This window comes from Arthrobacter sp. M4, from assembly GCF_020251205.1.
In the GTDB taxonomy this organism is placed as follows: domain Bacteria; phylum Actinomycetota; class Actinomycetes; order Actinomycetales; family Micrococcaceae; genus Arthrobacter.
Genome location: NZ_JAIWYX010000001.1, coordinates 457,710 through 479,451, shown reverse-complemented (window position 1 = coordinate 479,451; position 21,742 = coordinate 457,710). Strand labels below are relative to the sequence as shown.

17 protein-coding genes are annotated in these 21,742 nt (G+C 62.7%); 10 read left to right on the top strand and 7 right to left on the bottom strand.

The window, feature by feature from the left end; genetic code table 11:
- Position 1: 1 nt before the first annotated feature.
- Both LD110_RS02195 and LD110_RS02190 read right to left on the bottom strand, forming a co-directional pair.
- Positions 2-793: an amino acid ABC transporter ATP-binding protein gene (locus LD110_RS02195; protein WP_225496038.1), complete on the bottom strand. Its 792-nt coding sequence runs from the start codon at positions 791-793 to the stop codon at positions 2-4.
- A 157-nt stretch (positions 794-950) separates the two neighbouring features.
- Positions 951-2,300 (bottom strand): NAD(P)/FAD-dependent oxidoreductase, encoded by a 1,350-nt coding sequence (locus LD110_RS02190; RefSeq protein WP_225496036.1) that lies wholly within the window; start codon positions 2,298-2,300, stop codon positions 951-953.
- A gap of 486 nt (positions 2,301-2,786) precedes the next feature.
- On the opposite strand from LD110_RS02190, the gene LD110_RS02185 reads away from it, so the two are divergent.
- Positions 2,787-3,818, top strand: a complete 1,032-nt coding sequence (locus LD110_RS02185; RefSeq protein WP_225496034.1) for a GntR family transcriptional regulator — start codon at positions 2,787-2,789, stop codon at positions 3,816-3,818.
- A gap of 19 nt (positions 3,819-3,837) precedes the next feature.
- Here LD110_RS02185 and LD110_RS02180 read toward each other — a convergent pair whose 3' ends face one another.
- Positions 3,838-4,626 (bottom strand): IclR family transcriptional regulator, encoded by a 789-nt coding sequence (locus tag LD110_RS02180; protein WP_225496032.1) that lies wholly within the window; start codon positions 4,624-4,626, stop codon positions 3,838-3,840.
- A gap of 147 nt (positions 4,627-4,773) precedes the next feature.
- Between LD110_RS02180 and LD110_RS02175 the strand changes: the two genes are divergently transcribed.
- The 6 genes from LD110_RS02175 (at position 4,774) to LD110_RS02150 (ending at position 11,866) form a co-directional block, all read left to right on the top strand.
- Positions 4,774-6,180 (top strand): MFS transporter, encoded by a 1,407-nt coding sequence (locus LD110_RS02175; protein WP_225496031.1) that lies wholly within the window; start codon positions 4,774-4,776, stop codon positions 6,178-6,180.
- A gap of 3 nt (positions 6,181-6,183) precedes the next feature.
- Entirely contained in the window at positions 6,184-6,549 is a 366-nt protein-coding gene (locus LD110_RS02170) for an NIPSNAP family protein (protein ID WP_225496030.1), read from the top strand.
- 9 nt (positions 6,550-6,558) lie between these two features.
- Positions 6,559-7,392, top strand: coding sequence for an SDR family NAD(P)-dependent oxidoreductase (locus LD110_RS02165; RefSeq protein WP_225496029.1), 834 nt, complete (start codon positions 6,559-6,561; stop codon positions 7,390-7,392).
- Positions 7,393-7,461: 69 nt separating this feature from the next.
- Positions 7,462-8,859, top strand: coding sequence for a flavocytochrome c (locus LD110_RS02160; protein WP_225496028.1), 1,398 nt, complete (start codon positions 7,462-7,464; stop codon positions 8,857-8,859).
- Positions 8,860-8,888: 29 nt separating this feature from the next.
- Positions 8,889-10,331: an FAD-dependent oxidoreductase gene (locus LD110_RS02155; protein WP_263854819.1), complete on the top strand. Its 1,443-nt coding sequence runs from the start codon at positions 8,889-8,891 to the stop codon at positions 10,329-10,331.
- On the top strand, positions 10,328-11,866 hold the full coding sequence (locus LD110_RS02150; protein ID WP_225496026.1) for an FAD-dependent oxidoreductase: 1,539 nt from the start codon (positions 10,328-10,330) through the stop codon (positions 11,864-11,866). Before LD110_RS02155 ends, LD110_RS02150 begins: the two co-directional genes overlap by 4 nt.
- An 18-nt stretch (positions 11,867-11,884) precedes the next feature.
- Here LD110_RS02150 and LD110_RS02145 read toward each other — a convergent pair whose 3' ends face one another.
- The 3 genes from LD110_RS02145 to LD110_RS02135 form a co-directional block, all read right to left on the bottom strand.
- Entirely contained in the window at positions 11,885-14,380 is a 2,496-nt protein-coding gene (locus LD110_RS02145; protein WP_225496025.1) for an ATP-dependent Clp protease ATP-binding subunit, read from the bottom strand.
- A 633-nt stretch (positions 14,381-15,013) separates the two neighbouring features.
- Positions 15,014-15,400, bottom strand: a complete 387-nt coding sequence (locus LD110_RS02140; protein ID WP_225496023.1) for a VOC family protein — start codon at positions 15,398-15,400, stop codon at positions 15,014-15,016.
- A 62-nt stretch (positions 15,401-15,462) separates the two neighbouring features.
- Complete coding sequence (locus LD110_RS02135) at positions 15,463-16,281, bottom strand: hypothetical protein (RefSeq protein ID WP_225496020.1); 819 nt, start codon at positions 16,279-16,281, stop codon at positions 15,463-15,465.
- A 281-nt stretch (positions 16,282-16,562) separates the two neighbouring features.
- Between LD110_RS02135 and LD110_RS02130 the strand changes: the two genes are divergently transcribed.
- From LD110_RS02130 to LD110_RS02120, 3 genes are read left to right on the top strand one after another with little or no spacing between them, the layout of a single operon-like run.
- Entirely contained in the window at positions 16,563-18,032 is a 1,470-nt protein-coding gene (locus LD110_RS02130; RefSeq protein ID WP_225496018.1) for a glycogen synthase, read from the top strand.
- A gap of 22 nt (positions 18,033-18,054) precedes the next feature.
- Positions 18,055-19,503 (top strand): hypothetical protein, encoded by a 1,449-nt coding sequence (locus LD110_RS02125; protein WP_225496016.1) that lies wholly within the window; start codon positions 18,055-18,057, stop codon positions 19,501-19,503.
- The gene (locus LD110_RS02120; protein ID WP_225496014.1) at positions 19,503-20,663 is read left to right on the top strand and encodes a hypothetical protein; all 1,161 of its coding nucleotides are present in this window, start codon (positions 19,503-19,505) and stop codon (positions 20,661-20,663) included. The genes LD110_RS02125 and LD110_RS02120 overlap by 1 nt, the downstream gene beginning before the upstream one ends.
- Before the next feature lie 115 nt (positions 20,664-20,778).
- Here LD110_RS02120 and LD110_RS02115 read toward each other — a convergent pair whose 3' ends face one another.
- A complete protein-coding gene (locus LD110_RS02115; RefSeq protein WP_225496012.1) occupies positions 20,779-21,714 on the bottom strand; it encodes a LysR family transcriptional regulator in 936 nt (311 codons plus the stop codon).
- Between the last annotated feature and the right edge of the window lie 28 nt (positions 21,715-21,742).

The window sequence follows — 21,742 nt, the reverse complement described above, 5'->3', positions numbered from 1 at the left end:
CTCACCTGTCCAGCACGGCCTTGAGGAACTGGCGGGTGCGTTCATTCTGCGGGGCGGACATGACCTGCTCGCTGGGGCCGATTTCCAGCACGCCGCCGTTGCCCATGACCATGATCCGGTCCGAGACGTCCCGGGCGAAGTGCATCTCGTGGGTGACCACCAGCATGGTCATGCCCTCCCCGGCGAGGTCGCGCATGACGGCCAGGACTTCCAGGCCGATCTCGGGGTCCAGGGCGGAGGTTGGTTCGTCGAAAAGCATGACCTTCGGTGACAGGGCCAGGGCCCGGGCGATCGCGATGCGTTGCTGCTGCCCGCCCGAGAGGCGGGCCGGGTAGGCCTTGGCCTTCTCCGGCAGGCCGACCCTTTTCAGCAGCCGGTTGGCGACCTCTTCGGCCTGTTCCTTGCTTGAGCCCAGGACCTTGCGCTGGGGCAGGGTGATGTTCTCCATCACGGTCAGGTGCGGGAACAGGTTAAAGCTTTGGAACACCATCCCGGTGACGCGGCGGAGGTGGTCAAGGCTGGCCTTGTCCGGCAGCTTTCCGCCGGCGACCACACGGGCACCGCCGATCGCGATGGTGCCCTCACTGGGGGTTTCCAGGTAATTCAAGCACCGCAGGAACGTGCTCTTACCGGCCCCCGAGGGGCCGATGATCGAGACCACCTCACCCTCGGCCATCGACAGATTCACATCCGACAAAACCTGGACGGCTCCATACTTCTTGCCAAGCCCGGACACCTCAACCTTGCCGGAGAGTGCGGTCGGGGGAGCTTTCGTGCCAAAACTTAGGCCCATATTTTTCGATTCCTTTGAATAGCCGACGCCTAAACCCCCACAACGGCCCGCGATCGGTGCCGGAGCGTCCAGGCCGAACCACTGGGCGGAGGTGCTGTGAAGTGTGCTGCAGGCGCCTGTGGTACTGATCACACCTAAAGAATACATCCTTGTATGATTAAGGCAATAGTTTTAGCGAAGATTCGAGAATGGCCTGGCTGACCCGCTTAGCCTCCGAATAGGCTCCATGGGTGCCGGCCGTCTCTGAGGAGTAGTCGCCCGCGAAATGCATGGTGCTACCTACCGGCGCTTGGAGCAGCGGAAGAGCTGCCGCCCGCGTCGGCGTGAGCAACGAGAAGCAGTGTCGCCACGACTGAATGTTGGCCCCGAGGATGTGTCCGCGCAGTTCCGGTGCCACGGCCAGAAACTCCTCGACCCACTGCTCCAGCACGCCTGAAGAGGGATCGTTGGCTTCTTGGATGTACCCGGCGGAGTTCCCGTAGCAGACAAACTGGACCTTTCCGTCTTTGCGCCCCGGCCTCGGGTTGATCACCACATCGAACACACGCCCGGCCGTTGCGATGAAAGACCAGTCGTCAAAGCCTGCAAGCTCCGGCGCGCTGATATCCACAACGACCCCGAGCTCGGTTGAGCCGGGAGTCTGCACCGCATCCAGGGCCCGGCTCTTCCATTCCGGCAACTGAACCATTCCGGTAATCCTTGGGGCCGGAACCGCCAGGATGACGTGCTTCGCGGTCACATCCTGAGGTTCCACGGCAGGCTCGGAGCCTTCGTCGGGCCCGGTGGCAGAGACCTGCACGTTCCACAGTCCATCGGCGTCCTGATGAAGCGAGTCCACGCGCTGATGCATGCGCACTTCGGTGCTTTGCAGGGAGTTGGCCAGTGCTGCAGGAATAGCCTGCATGCCCTCCAAGGAGACCATTCGGTTCTTCTTTTCGCGTACCAGATAGCTGGCGAAGTACCGCAGTGCGTAGGTTGTGCTGAGTTCTGAAGGATGTGCCACCGAACCACCGCGGATGGCCGCGGTAAGTACCTTCTGGACGTCTTGGGGCAGGCCGCTAATTCGGGACTGGGCAGATTCGTCGCCAAAGCCTGGTGTTGCTGGACGCAGTTGCCCGTCCACGGTGTTCGCGTAATACTCCGAGCTCGCCCGCTGGATGAACGCCCGCAGGCTTTCGCGGGACTCTTCCGCGAGCGGCAGCCTCTCAACCAGCTCATCGTTATCGGTGGAGACTACGGTCTCTCCATTGACATGGATACCAAACGTCGATGGTTCAAAGGGTTCCAAGGGGATGCCCAGTTCAACGGCCAACTCATGCGAAGCGGTGCCGGTGTACACGAACATGGCACCCATGTTGACCGGTTCCCCGTTGATATCCACGGTCTTTGCGCGTCCGCCAAGCCGGCCGGTTTCCTCCAGGAGCACCACTCTTTGGCCCCCGCGTTCAAGGTTGTAAGCCGCGGCCAGCCCAGCTGGACCTCCACCAATGACGGCGACATCGTACATTTATTCTCCTTAGGAGTTGGTCGGGTGCGGACCGGATCATCGGTAATGCCGGATCTCGGTCTCCATGATTGGCAGTGCCTCCGACGATGGGAATACCAGCACCGAGAAACAGTCCCGGAATGAGTCTTTGAGTCACGCCATGCGCCTGCCTAGACTTGCCGCATGGGGAGTGCAAGTGATCGCGCCGGGCTCAAACGTGCCGTTCTGACGGCGCCGCTCTGGATGCAATCAACCAAGGCCTCCAGCCGCCACGTGGCTGAAGCTGTCGGTGTGAGCCAATCGTTCGTAGCGCGGGCATGGCAGGAATTCGCGGCACCCAACCCAACAACTGAGTCGGTCAGTGCCATGCTGGCGGAGCGGCAGATGGTGTTGGTTGGATTCGCCGTCGGACCCACTGGTTCCTGCTTCGTCTTGAACCCCTCCCGCGCTTCGCGCGTACGGTACCCGGCCGGTCTGTCCACCAGCAGCAAGAGAAGGCTGCGGGCGGTGCTGGCGGCGGATCTGCTTCGAAGTGTCCTGCAGGATCCCGACACCACAGGCCAAGGCCACGGTCTGTGGGCATCGCTGGAGTCCGCTGGGCAAAGCCTTGCCGAAGCCATCATTCTTGTGAGCGGCGACTTTGCAGTACCCGCTGACGTGCGGCCGGCGGCACACTTCGTCGATGCTTGGCAGTGGCAGAAACTCGTGGCGGCCCTGGACCGGTTGCCCCAAGTGCCAACGGGAGAGCAATTGGCAGACCTGGAGTGGCGTATCCGCCGCTGGTACCAGGGCGGGCGGACTCCTTTCTCATGGACGGTTGACCGTAAAGAGCCCACAACCCTGGGGTCAAGCACGGCCGAATTCATCGAGTCCGGGAATGCATTGACAGAAGACATTCTTTCGGCAATTCGCCAGGGGCTGGTCGACGGTACATTCTCCGGCGAGAGCGAAATTTCGATGGGGACGTTGAATCGTTTGCTGGGTGCGCCTGTGAGGGATATTCGATCTGCGGTTCGCGCACTCACCGAAGATGGGCTGGTTACCGCGGCCAGATCAGATTCCGTGGTGGTGCGAATTCCTTCCCTTGACGACGTATCCGAGACCTATATGGCCCGGCGTGCGTTGGGAGCAATCGTGGTTAGGGCGGCCAGCCGTTGGAGCCCAGAAGGCCGTTCCCAAGTCAAGAAACTCCTGGATGAGCTGGGCGATTGTGTCCGTCGCAATGATGTAGCCCGGGCCCACCACCTCGATATGGAGTTCCAAACCGCACTTTTTGAGTCCTCGGGCCTGAACCGAATACCGGCAATGTTGGAGACGCTCACCAAACAGGCGTTCATGCATTTTGCGGTCATCGGGGCGCGATACGCATTTTCACCAACAATAATCCTTGAACAAAATACTGAGATTTTTGAATCAATTGACAAGGCAGATCTTCGAGCCGCGACATTGAGTTGGCAAGCCAAGATGGACGATGGTCTTAACTACTATGCCCAACACATCTTTGCCATGAATCAGCAAAGAAGCCAAAACCGCGGCTGATGCGCGGAAGGTTCAGTCATCACGCCTGTGCCGCGATTTCGTGATCCTTGAATTCCTTGGCTGTTTGCAGAAGGCAGTCGGCAAGGCGCTTGGCATCGTCCCGGGAGAAGCGGGCTATTGGCAGGGCGATGCTGAACGCCGCGTGCTCTCCGTCGATCACTCCCAGCGAGACGGCGAGTGCTGCCACCCCGTCTTCACTTTCTTCGTAGTTCGCACCTACGCCTGACCGACGAGTCTTTTCAAGGTCTGCATGGATTCGAGCCATATCGACTTTCCGGTCGCGACGTCCGGCGCCCGCGGGTGCGACCTTGTATCGGGCATTGACTTCGTCAGGAGCGAGGTCAGCAAGCATGGCCTTGCCGGCCGAGGTGACGTGGGCCGGGAGAGTGACCCCGGTCCTCAAACCGAAGCGCAGCGCATGCGTGGTGGCTTCGATACCGTCGAGATGGTGGATTTCCGTGCCGACAAGCGTCGCGAGATGCACGGTCTCGCCGACGCGCTCGAAGAGGCGCTCCAGATACGGCCGGGCCCGGAGACGGAGGGGCGGAACCGGCTGCATCATCCCGGGGCGGAGAAACTCCGGTCCGGGGGAGTAGCGCTTTTGTTCCCCCTGACGTGCGAAGCCGTCTCCGACGAGGGTGGCGAGTAGGCGTTGAGCCGTCGAGGGGTTGACACCAAGTTCCTTGGCAGCCTCGGTGACGCTGAGCGAACCGTTTTCAGCCATCAGCTTCAACAGGACCAAGGCCCGGTGGACTGCCTCCACCCGGCTGGAGTCTTCCAAACGATTAACGTTTTCATTGCGTATCACGCAATTACTCTAACATCTATTGCGTCATGAACAATGGCAGGGCTACGGTTGCATCACTTCCAGGTGCTACGAGGCACGCACGGACCATGAGTCCTCAGTCAGCGTCGCCTGGCACCTGCAAAACCGCTCACCGACAAAGGAGTCATGATGAGTCAGCCCACCCCCATCCCGTATTTGAAGCGTCCGGTGCGGACCCGCACACCTGCTCCGCGTCAGGCCAAGCGTGCCGTCGTCAGCGGAACCTTTGGCTCGGCCCTGGAATGGTTCGACTTCGCCGTTTATGGGGCGATGTCGGCAACTGTTTTTCCCGTCGTCTTCTTTAACAAGCTGGACCCGGTAATTGGTTTGCTGGCCTCGTTCGCCACGTTCGGCGTCGGGTTCTTCGCCCGGCCGCTGGGAGGCATCGTCTTCGGTCATCTGGGGGACCGGTTCGGCCGCCGCAAAATCCTGCTGACTACCTTCATCCTGATGGGGGCAGCGTCAATGATCATCGGGCTGTTGCCGCCGTACTCCTCAATCGGGTTCATCGCACCGCTGGCACTGGTCCTCATGCGTTTCATTCAGGGTATTGCCCTGGGTGGAGAGGCCACTGGAGCGCAGCTCATGACGATGGAGCACGCTCCGGAGGACCGGCGCTCATTTTATGGGGCCCTTATGGCCATGGGTTCGCCCATCAGCCAGGTACTGGCCAATCTGATGCTCGCGGTACTATCCGGTGTACTAAGCGGGGAGGCCTTCCTGTCCTGGGGCTGGCGGGTGCCGTTCCTGCTGAGCATCTTCCTCGTGGCCGTGGGTATCTACATCCGTCTAAAGGTCGAAGAAACTCCGGTCTTCAAGGAAGGCGTCAGGGAAGTTGCGGCAGAACAGACCAATCCTGGGACTGTGATGAAATCGCACGGCCTGACCATACTTCGGCTGATCCTGGCTTTCGCGCCCATCGTCATCACGTTCTACATCGTTTCCGTCTTCGGCATCAGCTACCTGACCAGCCACGGATTCAGCCAAAGCGAGACGTTCACCATCATCATGATCTCCAATTTCCTGTCCGTAATCGCGATCTGGTGGGGCGGCCGGCTGTCCGACGTCTACGGCCGTCGCAGGATCCTCATGATCGGCTCGGCCGGCACCTTGCTGGCAGCCTTCATCTTCTTCCCCGTGGCGGACCTCGGCAGCTTCCCGCTGGCACTTGGCGTGGTGGCCTTCGCGCTGGTCTCAGCGCAGTTCGGCAATGCCGGGCAGGGAGCGCTCTTCGCCGAAGCCTTCCCCACCCACATGCGCTACACAGGATCGGCTCTGGCGCTGACGGGGGCGAACCTTATCTTCGCAGCACCTGCGCCTTTCCTCGCCTCCTGGCTGATGACCATCACCGCCGGCAACACCGTCTCGATCACCATCTTCTGGGTCGTCACCATCATTGCGGCGCTCATCAACATGCTCTTCATGGGTGACGGCAGGACCCTGGAAGGGAAGCCTCATCGGTTCGGACGGTACGTGCCGGTCCACGAAACCGGTGATCCGAATGTCCAGACCTCGACCAACGTTGTGGTGCGGTGACCTGTGATCGTCGAGCAGCGGACCTACATCCTGCACACCGGCGCCAGTCTTAGGGACTATCTTGCGGCGTACGAGGGAATCGGGCTGCCCGCCCAAAAGCCAATCCTGGGAGGTTTCCTCGGATATTTCCTCACGGAGTTCGGCCGCCAAAACGAGCTGAACCATTTTTGGGCCTATGCAGACCTGGAGGACCGGCGAACACGCCGGACCCAGCTGGCCAAGAGCCCGCAGTGGCAGGAATGCCTGGCCATTATCCGTCCCATGATCATGACCATGGAGAACAAAATCATGTACCCCACCTCCTTCTCACCCATTCGTTCCCTCCCCGTTTCCGTCGATGACGCGCACACGGCGTTCAGCACAAATTGAGGGGTCGCAATGGAAATCACGATTGCCCAATCAACGGACCAGGCGTTCTCGCAACCCAGCACACTCACGCGGACGGCAATTGTCACCGGCGGAGCCGGCGGCATCGGCCGTACGATCAGCCGGCGCCTCGCAGCCGAGGGCTATGCCGTCGTCGTAGCCGATATTGACCAGGCCGCAGCCGACCAGGCAGCTGCCAGCCTTCCCCAGATCGACGGCGCCGATCACCGCGGTTTCGCCGGTGATCTCACCGACAGCGGGGTTAACCGCGCGCTGGCTGCCGTCGCCGCCGAGACGGGGCAGATCAGTGTCCTGGTCAATGCCGTCGGCATCTCCCCAAAACGCAACGGTCGGAAGATCCCGTTCTTCGAACTCGCTGACGAGGAATGGAACCAGGTGATGGCCGTCAATGTCAGCGCCCCGTTCTTTCTTGTCCGCGAGGCATTCCGCTACATGCCAACAGACGGCAGTGCGAGCATCGTGAACCTGCTGTCCATCACTGCCAAGCTGGGCACCGGCGGTCCGTCCGATGCCAGCTTCGGTCCGTTCCTGCCCAGCAGCGTGGCCTACGGAGCGTCCAAGGCGGCCCTGCAAAATCTGACTGCCAGCCTCTCGCATGAGCTGGCAGGCCGCCGCATCCGCGTCAACGGAATCGCGCCGGGCTTCGTTCAGACGCCGATGATGGGTGACGTTCCCGTGGATGAGCGGCTCCTGGGGCAAGTACCGATGAGGCGCTTCGCGAAACCTGAGGAAATTGCCGACGCCGTTGCGTTCCTCATCAGCGACAAGGCCAGCTACATCACCGGCATCAGCCTCGACATCAATGGCGGCTGGCGTACTTGCTGAGCAGCACCGGGACTCCGCAATGACTGCGGCAACCCTTCAACTTTTCACGAAAGTCATCTGAAAGCGAGCGTGCACAAGACCATGCGCGAACATAACTTTGACCTGATTGTCGTCGGCTCCGGCATCGCCGGGCAGACGGCGGCAACGTCGGCCGCTGAAGCGGGACTGAACGTGGCCCTCCTGGAAAAGACCGCCAGCCTCGGCGGCTCCTCGGCGATGAGCGGGGGCTGGTTCGCATTCACCGGTACCGAGGAGCAAAAAGCGGAAGCCATCGAGGACTCTCCCGAACTGTTCCTGCAGGACATGCTCGAAGGCGGCCAGCACCTCAATGACAGGTCCCTGCTGCAGGCCTACCTCAACCGCCAGGAGGAGACCTATCGGTGGCTCAAAGACCACGGAGTGCAATTCCGCGAGGTGGAGATCAGCGCAGGGCAGTCGGCGCGCCGCAGCCATAACTCGGTGATCAAGGAAGTCCTGGCAGCACTGCACCGGGACTTTACCGCCGCTGGGGGAACGACGTTCCTCAACCATAGGGCCGTGCGACTGGTGCAAGACGAGTCGGGAAGCGTCATAGGAGTAATTACGCAGTCAGACCAGGTCGAAGAGCAATTCACCGCAAACGGCGGTGTCATCCTGGCGACCGGCGGATTCAGCCGAGGGACCGAGCTGCTGAAAACCTTTGCGCCGGAGCAGTTGGCCGCCATCCCCTACGGCGGCAAAGGCAACACAGGGGACGGGTTGCGGATGGCCTGGAAGCTCGGGGCAGGCATGGCCGACATGTCATTCATCAGCGGCACCTACGGATCCCACCCGGACACGGGGGAAGACTTCCACGAACTCCTAACCGCCTATTACATGGGAGCCGTCATCGTGAACAAGCACGGCCGGCGCTTCGTCGACGAATCCAAGGACTACAAGACGCTGGGCCGGGTTGTCCTGGACCAACCCGAAGGACTTGGCTTCGAAATCTTCGACGCGAAAGTACGCGCGAAGTCCCACCGCGGCATCCCACTGAAAGACATCGACACCCTCGAGGAGCTCGGCCACTTGCATAAGGCGGACACCCTTGAGGAACTGGCCGAAATCGCGGGAATAGAACCCCGCGCCCTGTCCGAGACAATCCGCTCCTACAACGCCGCCGTCGCCGGTGACCAGCCTGACGAGGTTGGGCGCACCAGCCTTTGCAACGGCGTCGGTCATCTGCTGCCCATCAACGAGGCGCCCTTCTACGCCTACCCGGCCAAGTCGCTCATGACCACCACATACTGCGGCCTGACGATCACTGACCAGGCCCAGGTCATCGACGTCGACGGCGAGGTCATCGACGGCCTCTACGCCATCGGTGAGCTGACCGGCGGATTCCACGGCGCGGCGTACATCACCGGCACGTCCCTGGGCAAGGGCGCCGTCTTCGGGCGCATCGCGGCCGAGCACGTCGCTTCACGCCTTGCCGTCCCAACTGCCTGAGATCCGGATCAATGCAAAGGAGCATTTCCATGGCACATCATGAAAGCGTCGACGAGGCACGCCAGGTCGACGTCGTCGTCGTCGGATCCGGCGTCAGCGGTTCCTCCGCCGCAATGACGGCGGCGCGGCACGGCGCGAAAGTGGCTTTGCTGGAAAAGTTGGACAGCTTCGGAGGGTCGGCCGCCCTGTCGGCCGGCATGTTCTGGACCGCGCCCACCGTCGAGGCATACAGGACTCGCATCCCCATGGGAAACCCTGAGCTAGGGGCTCGTCTGGTCGGGGATTACCAGGCCGCGTTGGCCGAGCTGCGCGCCTCAGGCGTGAGGGTGGCGGATGAACCCAAAGAGGCCATCATGACCTTCGGCATCGGATACTCCACCGACATCCACGGCATCCTTGCCTGGTGTCGTGAAAGAATCCTCGCGGCCGGAGGCCAGGTAAGGGCCAATTCGCCGGTGGTTGAACTTCTGCATGACGGCCGCAAGGTCACGGGGGTGATTGCCCGTGAGGACAAGGATCGCCTGGTGCGATATGAAGCGGGAGCGGTCATCTTGGCGACCGGCGGTTTCCAAGGCGCCCGGGATGAACTGACCCGCTATATTGGTCCGAATGCTGATCGGCTGATGTTGCGGTCCAATCCCGGCAGCGTTGGCGACGGCTTGCGTCTGGCCCGCACGGCTGGCGCCGGGGGCACGACGGCGATGAGCACCTTCTACGGACACCTCCTGCCTTATCCTGTGGACCGGTTCCGCCAGGAGGACTATCTGCCGTATTCGCAGTACTACTCAGGGTCCACCATCCTGCTGAACATGCTCGGGGAACGGTTCACGGACGAGACGGAAGGTGACGAACTGCTCAACCAGGCGGTAACTTTCCAGCCGCAGGCCCGCGGAGTGCTGATTTTCGACGAGCACGTGCGCAGCACCGAGGCGATGGAAGAGCCATTCCCCGGGCTGGGAGCCACCGATAGGTTCGCCACCGCCGTCGAAGCCGGTGGCCTGTACGCGGTGGCCGACAGCCTCCCCGAACTGTTGGACAAGGTCGCCGTGTGGGGAATTGACCGCCAAGCCCTGGGACTTACCCTGGACGCCTACATCCACACTGTGGCCAGCGGAGGGAGAGTCGCCCGCGGCATCAAGGTCTCCCAGACGGCCCGCGCCCCCCAGCAAGGACCCTTCTATGCGCTGATGGTCCAGCCATCCATCACGTTCACTTTCGGGGGAGTGCGCACCAACACCTCCGGAGAGGCCCTGGACCACGATGGCCAGCCGATCTCCGGCCTTTACGCCGCCGGAGCGGACATTGGAGGGCTGTCCAATTACGGCTACGCGGGCGGGCTCGCGCCCGGGTACATCACTGGAAGCTGGGCCGGGCGATCGGCGGCGGAGCGTGCGGCCTCCGGAACCGTACGTGACCGCAACGCGGTTCCGCTCAGAGCCGGGCACCTGAGCACAAAGGGAGAAACGGCATGAACACAACGGTAGATGTACTCATCATCGGTGGCGGCGGCTCAGGAATGAGCGCGGCCATCTCGGCAGCGACCAGCGGAGCCACTGTCATCGTGCTCGAAAAGTGCCCGAAGGTCGGGGGCAGCACAGCAATGTCCGTCGGGTCATTCACCGCTGCCAACACTTCGTACCAGTACCGCGCGGGCGTCAACGACAGCATCGAGCTGTTCGTCGCGGACATGAAGGTCGCGAACGGCCACTACGAGGACCGGGAAAACAAGGAACTGCGGCGGATCCTGGCCGAGAATGCCGGACCCACAGTGGAATGGCTCTCCAGCATCGGTGTCCAGTTCCTGGGGCCGACGCCCGAGCCGCCGTACGAGAAGCCTAGGATGCACAACGTCCTGCCCAACTCCTCCGCCTACGCTTCAGCGCTGTTACGCGAATGTAGGAAGCGCGGCGTCGACGTGCGCACGTCCACCAGAGTTGAAGGGCTGCTGCGCAATGCGGCGGGCGAGATTATCGGGGCACGGGCGAACGGCACGGACTTCTTCGCCCGCAGAGGCGTCATCCTGGCCACCGGAGACTACTCCGCATCCCCAGAGATGAAGGCCGAGTTCGTCGGTGAGGCCGCCGCCAAGGTTCCGCCGGTGAATCCCAACAACACCGGGGACGGATTCAAGCTGGGCACCGACGTTGGCGGAGTCATGATCCAGATGGACCGGCTCTACGAGGGACTGCGGTTCGCTCCCTCGAATCGGCCCGACCCCATCAAGATCCTGCCCTCGCACCCGTTGCTGTCCAAGGCTATGCGCCTGATAGTCGAGCGACTGCCCAAGAAGCTGCTGGCCTACGTGATCCGCGGCGCGCTGACCAGCTGGGTTGGGCCAAATAACACGATGTACCAGGCAGGGGCCATCTTGGTGGGGCATTCGGGGGAACGGATAGCCAACGAGGATTCCGACAAACTCATGGCCCGCGCCGCGGCCGCTGATGAGTTGAACACTGCCTTCATGGTCTTCGATGATCGAGTGGCAAGGAAGTTTTCCGCTTGGCCCAACCCCGTCTCGACCTTCCCCGGCGTCGCCTACGCTTACGTCGATGACTACAAACGGTACCGGCCGGACGTCTATCACAAGGCTGAAACCATCGAGGACCTCGCCACTAGCATGGGCGTGGCCCCTTCAGTTCTACGATCCACCATTCAGGAATGGAACAGCGACGTCGCCAATCGAAAGGACAGCCTGTTCGGCCGCCAACACCTTGGCGACGGCATCAACGAGGCCCCGTTCTACGCGCTGGGCCCGATGAATGCCTACGTCACACTGGCCGACGGCGGCCTTGCGGTCGACACGCAGTTGCGCGTAACGAAAGACGACGGCGAGGCAATTCCCGGACTATGGGCCGCTGGTTCCACCGGCCAAGGAGGACTCCAACTCCTTAACCATGGCCTGCACATCGGATGGGCCATGGTCTCCGGCCGACTTGCTGGCCGAAACGTAGCCCACGCCCCAAACCGAACTGACCTTGAGGCAGTGGACGGCGTGCGAGTCAATTGAACTCTGGTTGGTGGCTGTTCAGCCCGTGGCGGGCACTGCGCCGGGGATGCGGTGTTCGGTGGTTCCTTTGAAGGTGAATTTGGCCTCGTCGCCTTCGCCGTCGACGTCGACCATCACAGTTTCACCGGCGTGCAGTTCGCCGAAGAGGATCTTCTCGGAAAGCTGGTCCTCGATTTCGCGCTGGATGGTCCGGCGCAGGGGCCGGGCGCCCATGGCCGGGTCGTAGCCGCGGGCGGCCAGCAGCGCCTTTGCCGGGGTGGTGAGTTCAAGGCCCATGTCCTTGGCCGCCAGGCTATTGGCCAGGCGGCCGATCATCAGGTCCACGATCTGGAGGATCTCCTCCCGTGTGAGCTGGGGGAAGACGATGATGTCGTCGACGCGGTTGAGGAACTCGGGGCGGAGCTGTTGTTTGAGCTCTTCGGTGACGCGTGCCCGCATCCGGATGTAGCCGGTCTGTGTGTCGGTTCCCGATTGGAAGCCAGTGGGCACGCTCTTGGAGATGTCCGCGGTGCCAAGGTTGGTGGTCATGATGAGGACGGTGTTCTTGAAGTCCACCACACGGCCCTGGGAGTCGGTGAGCCGGCCGTCTTCCAGGATCTGCAGGAGGGAGTTGAAGAGGTCGGCGTGGGCCTTCTCCACTTCGTCGAACAGCACCACTGAGAACGGACGACGACGGACCTTCTCGGTCAGCTGGCCACCCTCTTCGTAGCCAACGTAGCCCGGAGGGGCACCGAACAGGCGGGAGACCGTGTGCTGCTCCGAGTACTCCGACATGTCCAGGGTGATCAGGGCGTCCTCTTCACCGAACAGGAACTCGGCCAATGCCTTGGCCAGCTCACTCTTACCGACGCCGGTGGGGCCGGCGAAGATGAACGAGCCGCCGGGACGTCTGGGGTCCTTGAGTCCGGCACGGGTACGGCGGATGACCTGGGACAGGGCCCTGATGGCCTCGTCCTGGCCGATCACGCGCTTGTGCAGTTCGTCTTCCATCCGCAGCAGCCGGGAGGATTCTTCCTCGGTGAGCTTGATGACCGGGATGCCGGTGGCGTTGGCCAGCACTTCGGCGATCAGGTCCTCGTCCACTTCGGCGATGCCGTTGCGGCCGCCGGACTTCCAGTTGCGTTCCATCGCGGCATGTTCGGCAATGAGCTTCTGCTCTTTTGCGCGCAGCCTGGCTGCGCCTTCGATGTCCCCGGCGTCCATCGCGGATTCCTTCTCCGCTTTGACAGCGGCGATCTCTTCGGCGAGGGCCTTGAGCTCCGGGGGGACGGTCATGCGGCGGACGCCAACCCGGGCGCCTGCCTCGTCGATCAGGTCGATGGCCTTGTCTGGAAGGAAGCGGTCAGAAACATAGCGGTCGGAGAGATTGGCCGCGGCGGCAAGGGCGCCATCGGTGATGGTTACGTGGTGGTGCTCTTCGTAGCGGTCGCGCAGGCCGGTGAGAATCTCGATGGCGGCTGCGGCCGAGGGTTCGTGGACCTGGATGGGCTGGAAGCGGCGCTCCAGCGCGGCGTCCTTTTCGATGTGCAGGCGGTATTCGTCCAGTGTGGTGGCGCCGATGGTTTGGAGTTCACCGCGGGCCAGTACCGGTTTCAGGATCGAGGCCGCATCGATGGAGCCTTCGGCGGCACCTGCCCCCACGAGGGTGTGGATCTCGTCGATGAACAGGATGATGTCACCGCGGGTGAGGATTTCCTTCAGGACTTTCTTCACCCGCTCTTCGAAGTCTCCGCGGTAGCGGGAGCCGGCCACGACGGTCCCCAGGTCCAGGGTGTAGATCTGCTTGTCCTTGAGGGTTTCCGGGACGTCGCCGCGGACGATTGCCTGGGCGAGGCCTTCGACGACGGCGGTCTTGCCAACGCCGGGCTCGCCGATGAGGACTGGGTTGTTCTTGGTGCGGCGGGAAAGGACCTGCATGACGCGTTCGATTTCCAGTTCACGGCCGATCACCGGATCCAGCTTGTTCTCCCGAGCGAGCTGGGTCAGGTTGTGGCCGAACTGGTCCAGCACCGCCGACCCGGCGGGAGCGACCTCCGGCCCGGCGCCGACACCAACCCCAGCTCCGGAGGCGGCTTCCCTGCCTTCGGAAAGCAGCTCGATGACCTGCTGGCGTGCGCGGGTGAGGTCGGCTCCGAGCCTGATGAGCACCTGTGCGGCGATGCCTTCACCTTCATGGATGAGTCCGAGAAGGATGTGTTCTGTACCGATGTAATCGTGGCGCAGCTCGAGGGCCTCACGGAGGGCGAGTTCCAGGACTCTTTTCGCAGGCCGGCTGAAGGGAAGGTGGCCGAACTGGGGTTCCTGGCCCTGACCGATGATCCCGAGCACCTGCTGGCGGATAGTGTGGAGCGAAATGCCCAAGGACGCGAGAGCCTGGGCGGCAACACCCTCACCCTCATTGACCAGCCCCAGCAGGATGTGTTCGGTACCGATGGAATCATGGTTCAGCCGTCCGGCCTCTTCCTGGGCAAGCACCACCACTCGTCTGGCACGGTCGGTGAATCGGTCAAACATTTCGCCACACTTCCTCGCGGGCTCCTACCTTGATGCTACTCCGACGTCTTTCGTGGAAAGGGGTATTCACCGCACGGCTGAACAATTGAACGCGGAGGGTGGCCGGGTATTTGTTGGGGCCTGGTCGGTGTTTTCGTGGGCGCAGCCTTCGCTGACCAGTTTGTTTAACGAGTGTGTTTTTGTTGAGCCAGAAGTAGGCCAGGTTGCGGCCGTAGCGGTGGTGCCTGTCTTTTTTAGTCTTGGCAGTCGGGCCAGATTTCGAATCCGGCGTCGTAGCCCCGGTCCCGGGAGGCGCATGTCCTCGCAACCGTCGACGATGTCCACCAGCCGACGGCCGGGACGGTGATTTCACCGGGCAGGTGAGGGTCTGTGCCTTGGCGGGACGGCCGGCCAGGTGAAGGGTTCGTTGCTATCCGCTTCATGGCTCCCCCTGCTCCCGTAACCTTTTGATTGGACGTTGTGTCCGGTGTCGGCTGTTTAACCAAAGTTGCCGGCTGCTGGGTTAACCATGCTCCGGCTGGATCAAGAGTTCCCCTGGTTTTGCACAGCTTCAGGGAAGGTTTTGGGCAGGAAATGACCAGCATCCCGGTGGTCGCGCTGATGTAGTGCGGAGTCCCTCGTTTGACTAGCACTTCATGCGGCACCCGATCCGTACGGACGCGTGATCGCCTCGAGGAAATGCCCATCAGGATCCGCGAAGTAGACGCCACGTCCGCCGTCGTTGTGGTTGATCTGCTGGGGGCGGGACCGTGCCGGGTCCGCCCAGTAGGGGATACCTTGGGCCTGGATCCTTGAGAAAATGCCGTCGAAGTCCTCCTCGCTGACCAGGAAGGCGTAGTGCTGCGGGGCTATGGGTCGGTCCGTCGTGGCGAAATCGAGGGCCACTCCATGGTCGAGCGGCACGGTCAGGAAAGACCACATGGTTTGGGGTTTCGGCAGTCCGAGTACGTTTGCCAGGAACTCCGCCGAACGGCGCTTGTCCGTTGCGTAGACGATGGTGTGGTTAAAAGCGACCGTCATAGTGACCTCCTCGGGTGTCCAGGGAACAAGCGTACGAATGCGCGACTAATACGAGGATCTGATCAGGCATGGGCGAGCGGCAGCACCAGCATGTAGCCGGTTGGCAGATCGCTGCTCCAACGTTGCGGCTCGCGTACGACGAACTGGGTCGCCAACTGCTCGGGGGTGAGTAGGGCGTTGGGCGCGGGGGACGGACCCCACCGCTGGTCGCCGTACGGGTAGAGCGGATCTTGGACGCGGATGCCGGTGACCGAGAAATTCGGGAACTGCTTGGGATCGCCGAGTGACTCGAAACCGCTCATCACCCAGACGTGGCGACCGCGCCACATGACCAGCCCCACCGGCCGGTCCGTTGCGGCGATAGCGCGCGCCGCGGTCCGCAGCGCTTCGCCGTAGTCGGCGACGCTGACGACGGCGTACGGCCCCATCCCGACCTCGGTCAATACCTGCGCCCAACCCAGGGGGTTGGCACCGTTGAAGGAGTTGAACGACCGGGCCCGGGCCATCTCCCACAGCTCGCCCTGCTGAACGCGATCAGCCCAGGTGCCGGCCCCCGTGTCATCGATGAGGTTGTGCATCATCTGGATGCTCGCCGCCACACACCACTCAAAGGTGTACTGCGGCACGTAGTCCCCCTCCTGGTAAAGGTTTATGGCGAACGCCTGGGGCACCGGTGTGGGCGTGGGGACCGACGTCGGAGACGGCGACGGAGTCTGGTGGGGAGCAGGGACGTCATCGCGTGCGGTTGGCGCCTCCGAGGAGGCGGTCTGGACCGGTCGCTCGGTGGTTGCCTCATCGAGTCTAACCGCAGGGGCGCAGGCCGACAGGAGGGTCGCTAGGACGACGAACCAGGCCAGACGACGGAGCGGGGCACCGATCATGGTCGATCCAGTTTATCGCGGCGCGGCGGGAATGGCCGTGGGGTCGCCGTCTTACCGGAATCCATGCACGCCACCTCAACATCGTTCTTAATGGCGGTGGAACTTAAGAGAGCTGAATTTAACGCCAGTGAAAACCTTGGAACAGTACAGTCATAGACGGGGCCTAAAACGGCACCCGATTCCCGATACGAGGTACGGTTCACAGGAGAAGAACGCTGACCGATCTGCGCCTCGTTTGCCCGAAGCGTGGAGGGGCAGCTGGAGCACGGCGGGGGTTTGGCATGTATGTAGTCATGGTGGCCAGCGAGTGCGCGCCGGTGGCCAAGGCCGGTGGTCTGGGCGATGTGGTTTTCGGGCTGAGCCGTGAGCTGGAGATCCGAGGGCACGACGTGGAGATCGTGCTACCGAAGTATGCTGGCATGCGGTACGGGGATGTGTGGGGTTTGACAATCGACTACCACGACCTATGGGTGCCGTGGCACGGGGCAGCCGTCCATTGCAGCGTGTGGTTCGGCTATGTTCATGGGCGCAAGTGCTTTTTCATCGAGCCGCACTCGGGCGAGGGATTCTTCGACCGGGAACTCATGTACGGGTATCCCGACGACGTGAACCGCTTCACGTTCTTTTCCAAGGCGGCCATGGAATACCTCTACAAGGTGGGGAAACGCCCGGACGTGATCCACTGCCACGACTGGCAGACCGGACTGGTCCCGGTGCTCCTGTATGAGCAGTACGGCCATGTGATGCCGCACCAGCGGGTGTGCTACACAATCCACAACTTCCGCCACCAGGGTTTGACCGGCACCCAGGAGCTTTGGAGCACCCAGCTGGGCCGGCCTGAAAATTTCCTGGACCGTGACCGCCTCGGCGACGACCATCGGTTCGGGACGGTTAATTTGATGAAGGGCGGGGTGGTGTACTCGAACTTCACCACCACGGTCTCACCCAACCATGCCGGCGAGGCCCGGCACGGCGACGGCGGGGACGGGCTGGGGCCCACGTTGTCGACACACCAGGTCAAGTTCGGCGGGGTGCTCAACGGCGTGGACTATGAGACCTGGAACCCTGAGATTGACCCTTTCCTTCCCGCTGGCTATTCGGCGGAGCGGTTGGAGGGCAAGTACGAGGCGAAGAAACGGCTGCGGGAACGGCTCTTGTTGCGGGACAGCTACAGCCCGATCGTCGCCTACGTGGGACGGCTCGACGAGCAAAAGGGAATGCACCTGGTGCATCACGCCCTGTTCTACGCTCTTGAGAAGGGGGCACAGTTCGTGCTCTTAGGCGACGGCCTGCACAACGGGATCAACGGACATTTCCGGCATCTCAAGCGCTACCTCAACGACAACCCGGACTGCCACCTGGAGATCGGCTATAGCGAGGAACTGGCGCACCTGATCTACGCGGGGGCGGACATGATGGTGGTGCCCTCAATTTTTGAGCCGTGCGGGCTGACGCCCATGATTGCCATGCGCTACGGGACCATCCCGGTGGTGCGGGCGGTTGGCGGCATGGTGGACACGGTCTTCGACCGGGACTTCTCAGACCGGCCGGGCTGGCAGCGCAACGGATACGCGTTTCACCAGACTGACAACGCTGCTATCGAGTCAGCGCTGGAACGGGCGTTCGGGTTGTGGTACGACTACCCAGGCGAGTTCCGCGAGCTGATGCTCAACGCGATGCGCAGCGACTACTCCTGGGCTGGCCCGGGCCAGGACTATCTCAACATTTACGACCACATTCGCCACAAGTAGCCCCAACGGGGGAGGGAAGCTGATGGACGTCATGGACGAGTACGTGGATGGCCTGCCGAATATCTGCGGGGAGGAGACCGAAGTCGCCCAATCGATCGCAGCCGGTCGGGGACGGCGAGTGTTCAACGAGGTTGACCTCGCCCGGCTGGGAAGCGGCTTCGCCGTGGCGTTGCACATGCACCAACCGTTGATACCCGCCGGCGGGCAGGACCTACAAAACGCGGCGGTGATCTCGAACCTTGCGTGGATGATGGACCACCCCGACCAAGGCGACAACCACAACGCCCAGACCTTCGTGCAGTGCTACAAGCGGATGGGCGAGTTCATCCCGCAACTCCTGGAACGGGGACTGGCTCCCCGGGTGATGCTGGACTACTCGGGCACCCTGCTGCACGGCATGCGCCAGATGGGCCTCAATGACGTGTTCGATGCGCTGACCCGGATTACCTGTGAAGACCCTTGGCGAAGTGCGGTGGAGTGGCTGGGAACGACCTGGGGGCACGCGGTGGCCCCCTCCACCCCCATCCAGGACTTCCAATTGCACGTGCGTGCCTGGCAGCACCACTTCGCCGCCATTTTCGGTACCGAGGCGCTGAGCAGAGTTCGGGGCTTCTCCCCGGCGGAGATGGCTCTCCCAAACCAGCCTGACATCGCCTATGAGTTCGTGCGCACACTGGTTGAGTGCGGCTATCAGTGGGTTCTGGTCCAAGAGCACACCGTCGAACGCCCCGATGGCAGTCCCATAGACAACCCGCACCTTCCCCACCGGCTCACCTGCACTAGCTCCAGCGGCGAGACCGCCTCGATCACCGCCATCGTCAAAACACAAGGCAGCGACACCAAGCTGGTCGGCCAGATGCAGCCCTACTATGAGGCCAAGGGCCTCGCACCCCAACAGCTGGCCGGACGGACGGTCCCGCCGCTGGTCACCCAGATCGCAGATGGCGAGAACGGGGGAGTGATGATGAACGAGTTCCCCCCCAAATATTTCGATGTCATCGCCGAGTCCTCCGGCTCGTCCACACCCGCTCTCAACGCTTCAGAGTATCTGGAAGCCCTTACCGCCGTCGGTGTCGATTTGGCGGACCTGCCGCCGATCCAGCCGGTGGGCCAGCACCGGGTCTGGGAACGGCTCGCCCCCGGCGATGGACCCGAGCGGCTCGGAGAAGTGATCGAAAAGCTCTCCGGGGAGGACGGCGGGTTCCACATGGACGGCGGCAGTTGGACCAACAACATCTCCTGGGTGTCCGGCTATGACAGCGTCCTAGCCCCGATGCAGCGGGCCAGCGCCCTTTTCAACCAGCGCTTCCTCAGCGCCGGTGTGCCGAGCAGCGAGCCCGCCTACCGGCGGGCGCTGTTTTACCTGCTGGCGTGTGAGACCAGTTGCTACCGCTACTGGGGTCAAGGCATCTGGACCGACTACGGCGCCGAGCTCGCCCGCCGCGCCATCGAAGCCTGCGAGGCTGCCTGATGGCCGGGGGGATCGATTTCGCGCTGGTGCTCAATCTGCATCAACCTGCCGGAAACCTAGAGAACCTGCTCGAGGCCGACCCATGGGCCGCCCGGGAGATCCTCTATGCCCTCGACCGCATCCCAAGGTCCCTGTGGCCCTATGAGGACATCGGCCGGGTCCACCTGTCGATCTCAGGAACCCTGCTCGCCACGCTCGCGGATCCCGCCTTCCAGTCCCGCGTTTATGGGATCGTGGACTGCGGATCGCTGCTTTGGCACTGGCAGAACACCGCCATCATCGACATCCTGGCCACCGGTTACTACCACCCCGTCCTGCCCCTGATACCCGCCCAGGACTGGCCCGACCAGCTCCAAGAGTGGCGCCAAACGGGCGAAAGGATCTTCGCCCGCCCCCACACTGGCGGGTTCTGGCCGCCCGAGATGGGCTTCACAATGGAGCTCATCCCCCTCCTGCAGGCAATGGGCTACCGGTACGTGCTTGTCGACTCCAACAATGTTGAAGCCGTCGACCCGATGCGCTGGGACGAACTGCGCTACCGTACGCATATCGCCCGCCATGGCGGCGCCCAGATCACCGTGGTTGTGCGCGACCGGGAACTCTCCGACGCACAGGAATCCGGGATGGACCCCGAATGGTTCATCCGGGAGGTCAAGGCCCGCACGCGGCACTGCGAGTTCACGCCATTGGTTACCACCGCCACCGACGGCGACAACGGGGGATGGTTCAGAAACACGACCGACGGCGCCAACTTCTGGACCGCCTTCTACCAGCCCCTCCTCGAACGGGCCCGCAGCGGCACCGCGGGCGGTATTACTCCCAGCTTCATAAGCGACCACCTCGACCGCCACGCACCCTACGGCGAAGTACGAGTGCGCGACGGAGCCTGGAACACCGGCTGGCACGACGGCAGTGGCTTCACGCAGTGGACCGGCAGCCTTGCCCAGCGTGACGCCCTGGCACGTGTGGGGCAAATCAGCAGGCAACTCCATGCCGCAGCTGACCGAACCGGCCCGTCCGACCCCGGCCTCCAGCTGGCCCGGCGCCATCTTCTCGAAGCCCAGACGAGCTGCAACTTCTTCTGGGGCGAAGCCTGGCTCGACCGCTGCCACGGCGAACTCGATCAAGCCGCGGCTGCCATCACGCCGCCCTGGTCGTAATCGGTTCCAGAAGCCACGGCGTCACCGCCTTGAAGCGCCAGCCGGAATTACCCTGGCACGGACTCAGGGATGCCCGTCCCATCGACCTAGGCGAACTCTTCGGGCGTTGGCCGTCTTACTCTGGCCTTTGAGCGGCGTCGAGGGAGTCAACTGTTGCCGCTGATTCGCGCAGTAGGCGCGAGACTGTGTCCACCGGTGTGCTGATGGACCTGCGCGGGGTGAATCTGCGCAGGACAATGCGACGTGTGCCGAGTCCGGGTACGTCCAGGATGTCGACGCCGTTGTGGTCCACGCCTGTCAGGGCCAAGGCGGGTACCACGGCGGCGCCTTCTCCTGCAGCCACGAGTGCGAGGGCAGTCAGTGTCTCCTGGTACTGGTGGAGGGTTTGTACCTGGGTGCCCGTTGCGCGGGGGAGCCTCCCGACGACGGCGGCGCTGGCGGCTTCGGGTTTGACGCCCAGCCATGGGATTGGCAGTCGGGCAAGGTCGATCTTTTCGGTCGAGAGCAGCGACCCGGAAGGAACAACCAGCTTCCAGGGTTCGTCAAGGAGTGGCTCTTCGGACATCCCGGCGGGAACCGAGCGTTGCTCAGCCGCGGCGGAGTCGAGTTCGACGACGGCCGCGTCGAGTTCGCGCTTACGGAGCAGCCGCATCAGTGATGGCACGTCGTCCTCAACAATCCGGATCTGCAGTTGAGGATATTGCTCACGCCACTGGGGCAGGCGGGGGACAACGGTCGTCCGGAGGAAGCTGGTAAAGCCGCCAACCCGCACGATACCGGAGAGTTCCGCCCCGCTTTCCATTCGAGTGCGGGCCAGATTGAGGGCCCGTTCGATCTCCTCAGCCGCCTCTGCCATGGCCATGCCTGCATGCGTCAGCATCGAGCCCCTGGGGGTTCGCTCGACTAAGACATGGCCTGTCTCTTCCTCCAATTTGTTCAGCTGCTGGGATACGGCCGACGGCGTGATGCTCAGTTCGTCGGCAGCGGCAAGTACGCCGCCGGTACGGGCTATTGCCAGCAGCACGAGCAGCCGTCGAGGGTCTGGTTCCATGTTAAGTATTTCTAAACCAACACTGCAG

What these genes read in the sequence shown, in the direction of transcription:
- LD110_RS02145 (WP_225496025.1), bottom strand. Translation starts at nt 14,380, where the DNA reads ATGTTTGACCGATTCACCGACCGTGCCAGACGAGTGGTGGTGCTTGCC.
- LD110_RS02130 (WP_225496018.1), top strand. Translation starts at nt 16,563, where the DNA reads ATGTATGTAGTCATGGTGGCCAGCGAGTGCGCGCCGGTGGCCAAGGCC.
- LD110_RS02135 (WP_225496020.1), bottom strand. Translation starts at nt 16,281, where the DNA reads ATGATCGGTGCCCCGCTCCGTCGTCTGGCCTGGTTCGTCGTCCTAGCG.
- LD110_RS02165 (WP_225496029.1), top strand. Translation starts at nt 6,559, where the DNA reads ATGGAAATCACGATTGCCCAATCAACGGACCAGGCGTTCTCGCAACCC.
- LD110_RS02155 (WP_263854819.1), top strand. Translation starts at nt 8,889, where the DNA reads ATGGCACATCATGAAAGCGTCGACGAGGCACGCCAGGTCGACGTCGTC.
- LD110_RS02120 (WP_225496014.1), top strand. Translation starts at nt 19,503, where the DNA reads ATGGCCGGGGGGATCGATTTCGCGCTGGTGCTCAATCTGCATCAACCT.
- LD110_RS02115 (WP_225496012.1), bottom strand. Translation starts at nt 21,714, where the DNA reads ATGGAACCAGACCCTCGACGGCTGCTCGTGCTGCTGGCAATAGCCCGT.
- LD110_RS02175 (WP_225496031.1), top strand. Translation starts at nt 4,774, where the DNA reads ATGAGTCAGCCCACCCCCATCCCGTATTTGAAGCGTCCGGTGCGGACC.
- LD110_RS02125 (WP_225496016.1), top strand. Translation starts at nt 18,055, where the DNA reads ATGGACGTCATGGACGAGTACGTGGATGGCCTGCCGAATATCTGCGGG.
- LD110_RS02140 (WP_225496023.1), bottom strand. Translation starts at nt 15,400, where the DNA reads ATGACGGTCGCTTTTAACCACACCATCGTCTACGCAACGGACAAGCGC.
- LD110_RS02195 (WP_225496038.1), bottom strand. Translation starts at nt 793, where the DNA reads ATGGGCCTAAGTTTTGGCACGAAAGCTCCCCCGACCGCACTCTCCGGC.
- LD110_RS02190 (WP_225496036.1), bottom strand. Translation starts at nt 2,300, where the DNA reads ATGTACGATGTCGCCGTCATTGGTGGAGGTCCAGCTGGGCTGGCCGCG.
- LD110_RS02150 (WP_225496026.1), top strand. Translation starts at nt 10,328, where the DNA reads ATGAACACAACGGTAGATGTACTCATCATCGGTGGCGGCGGCTCAGGA.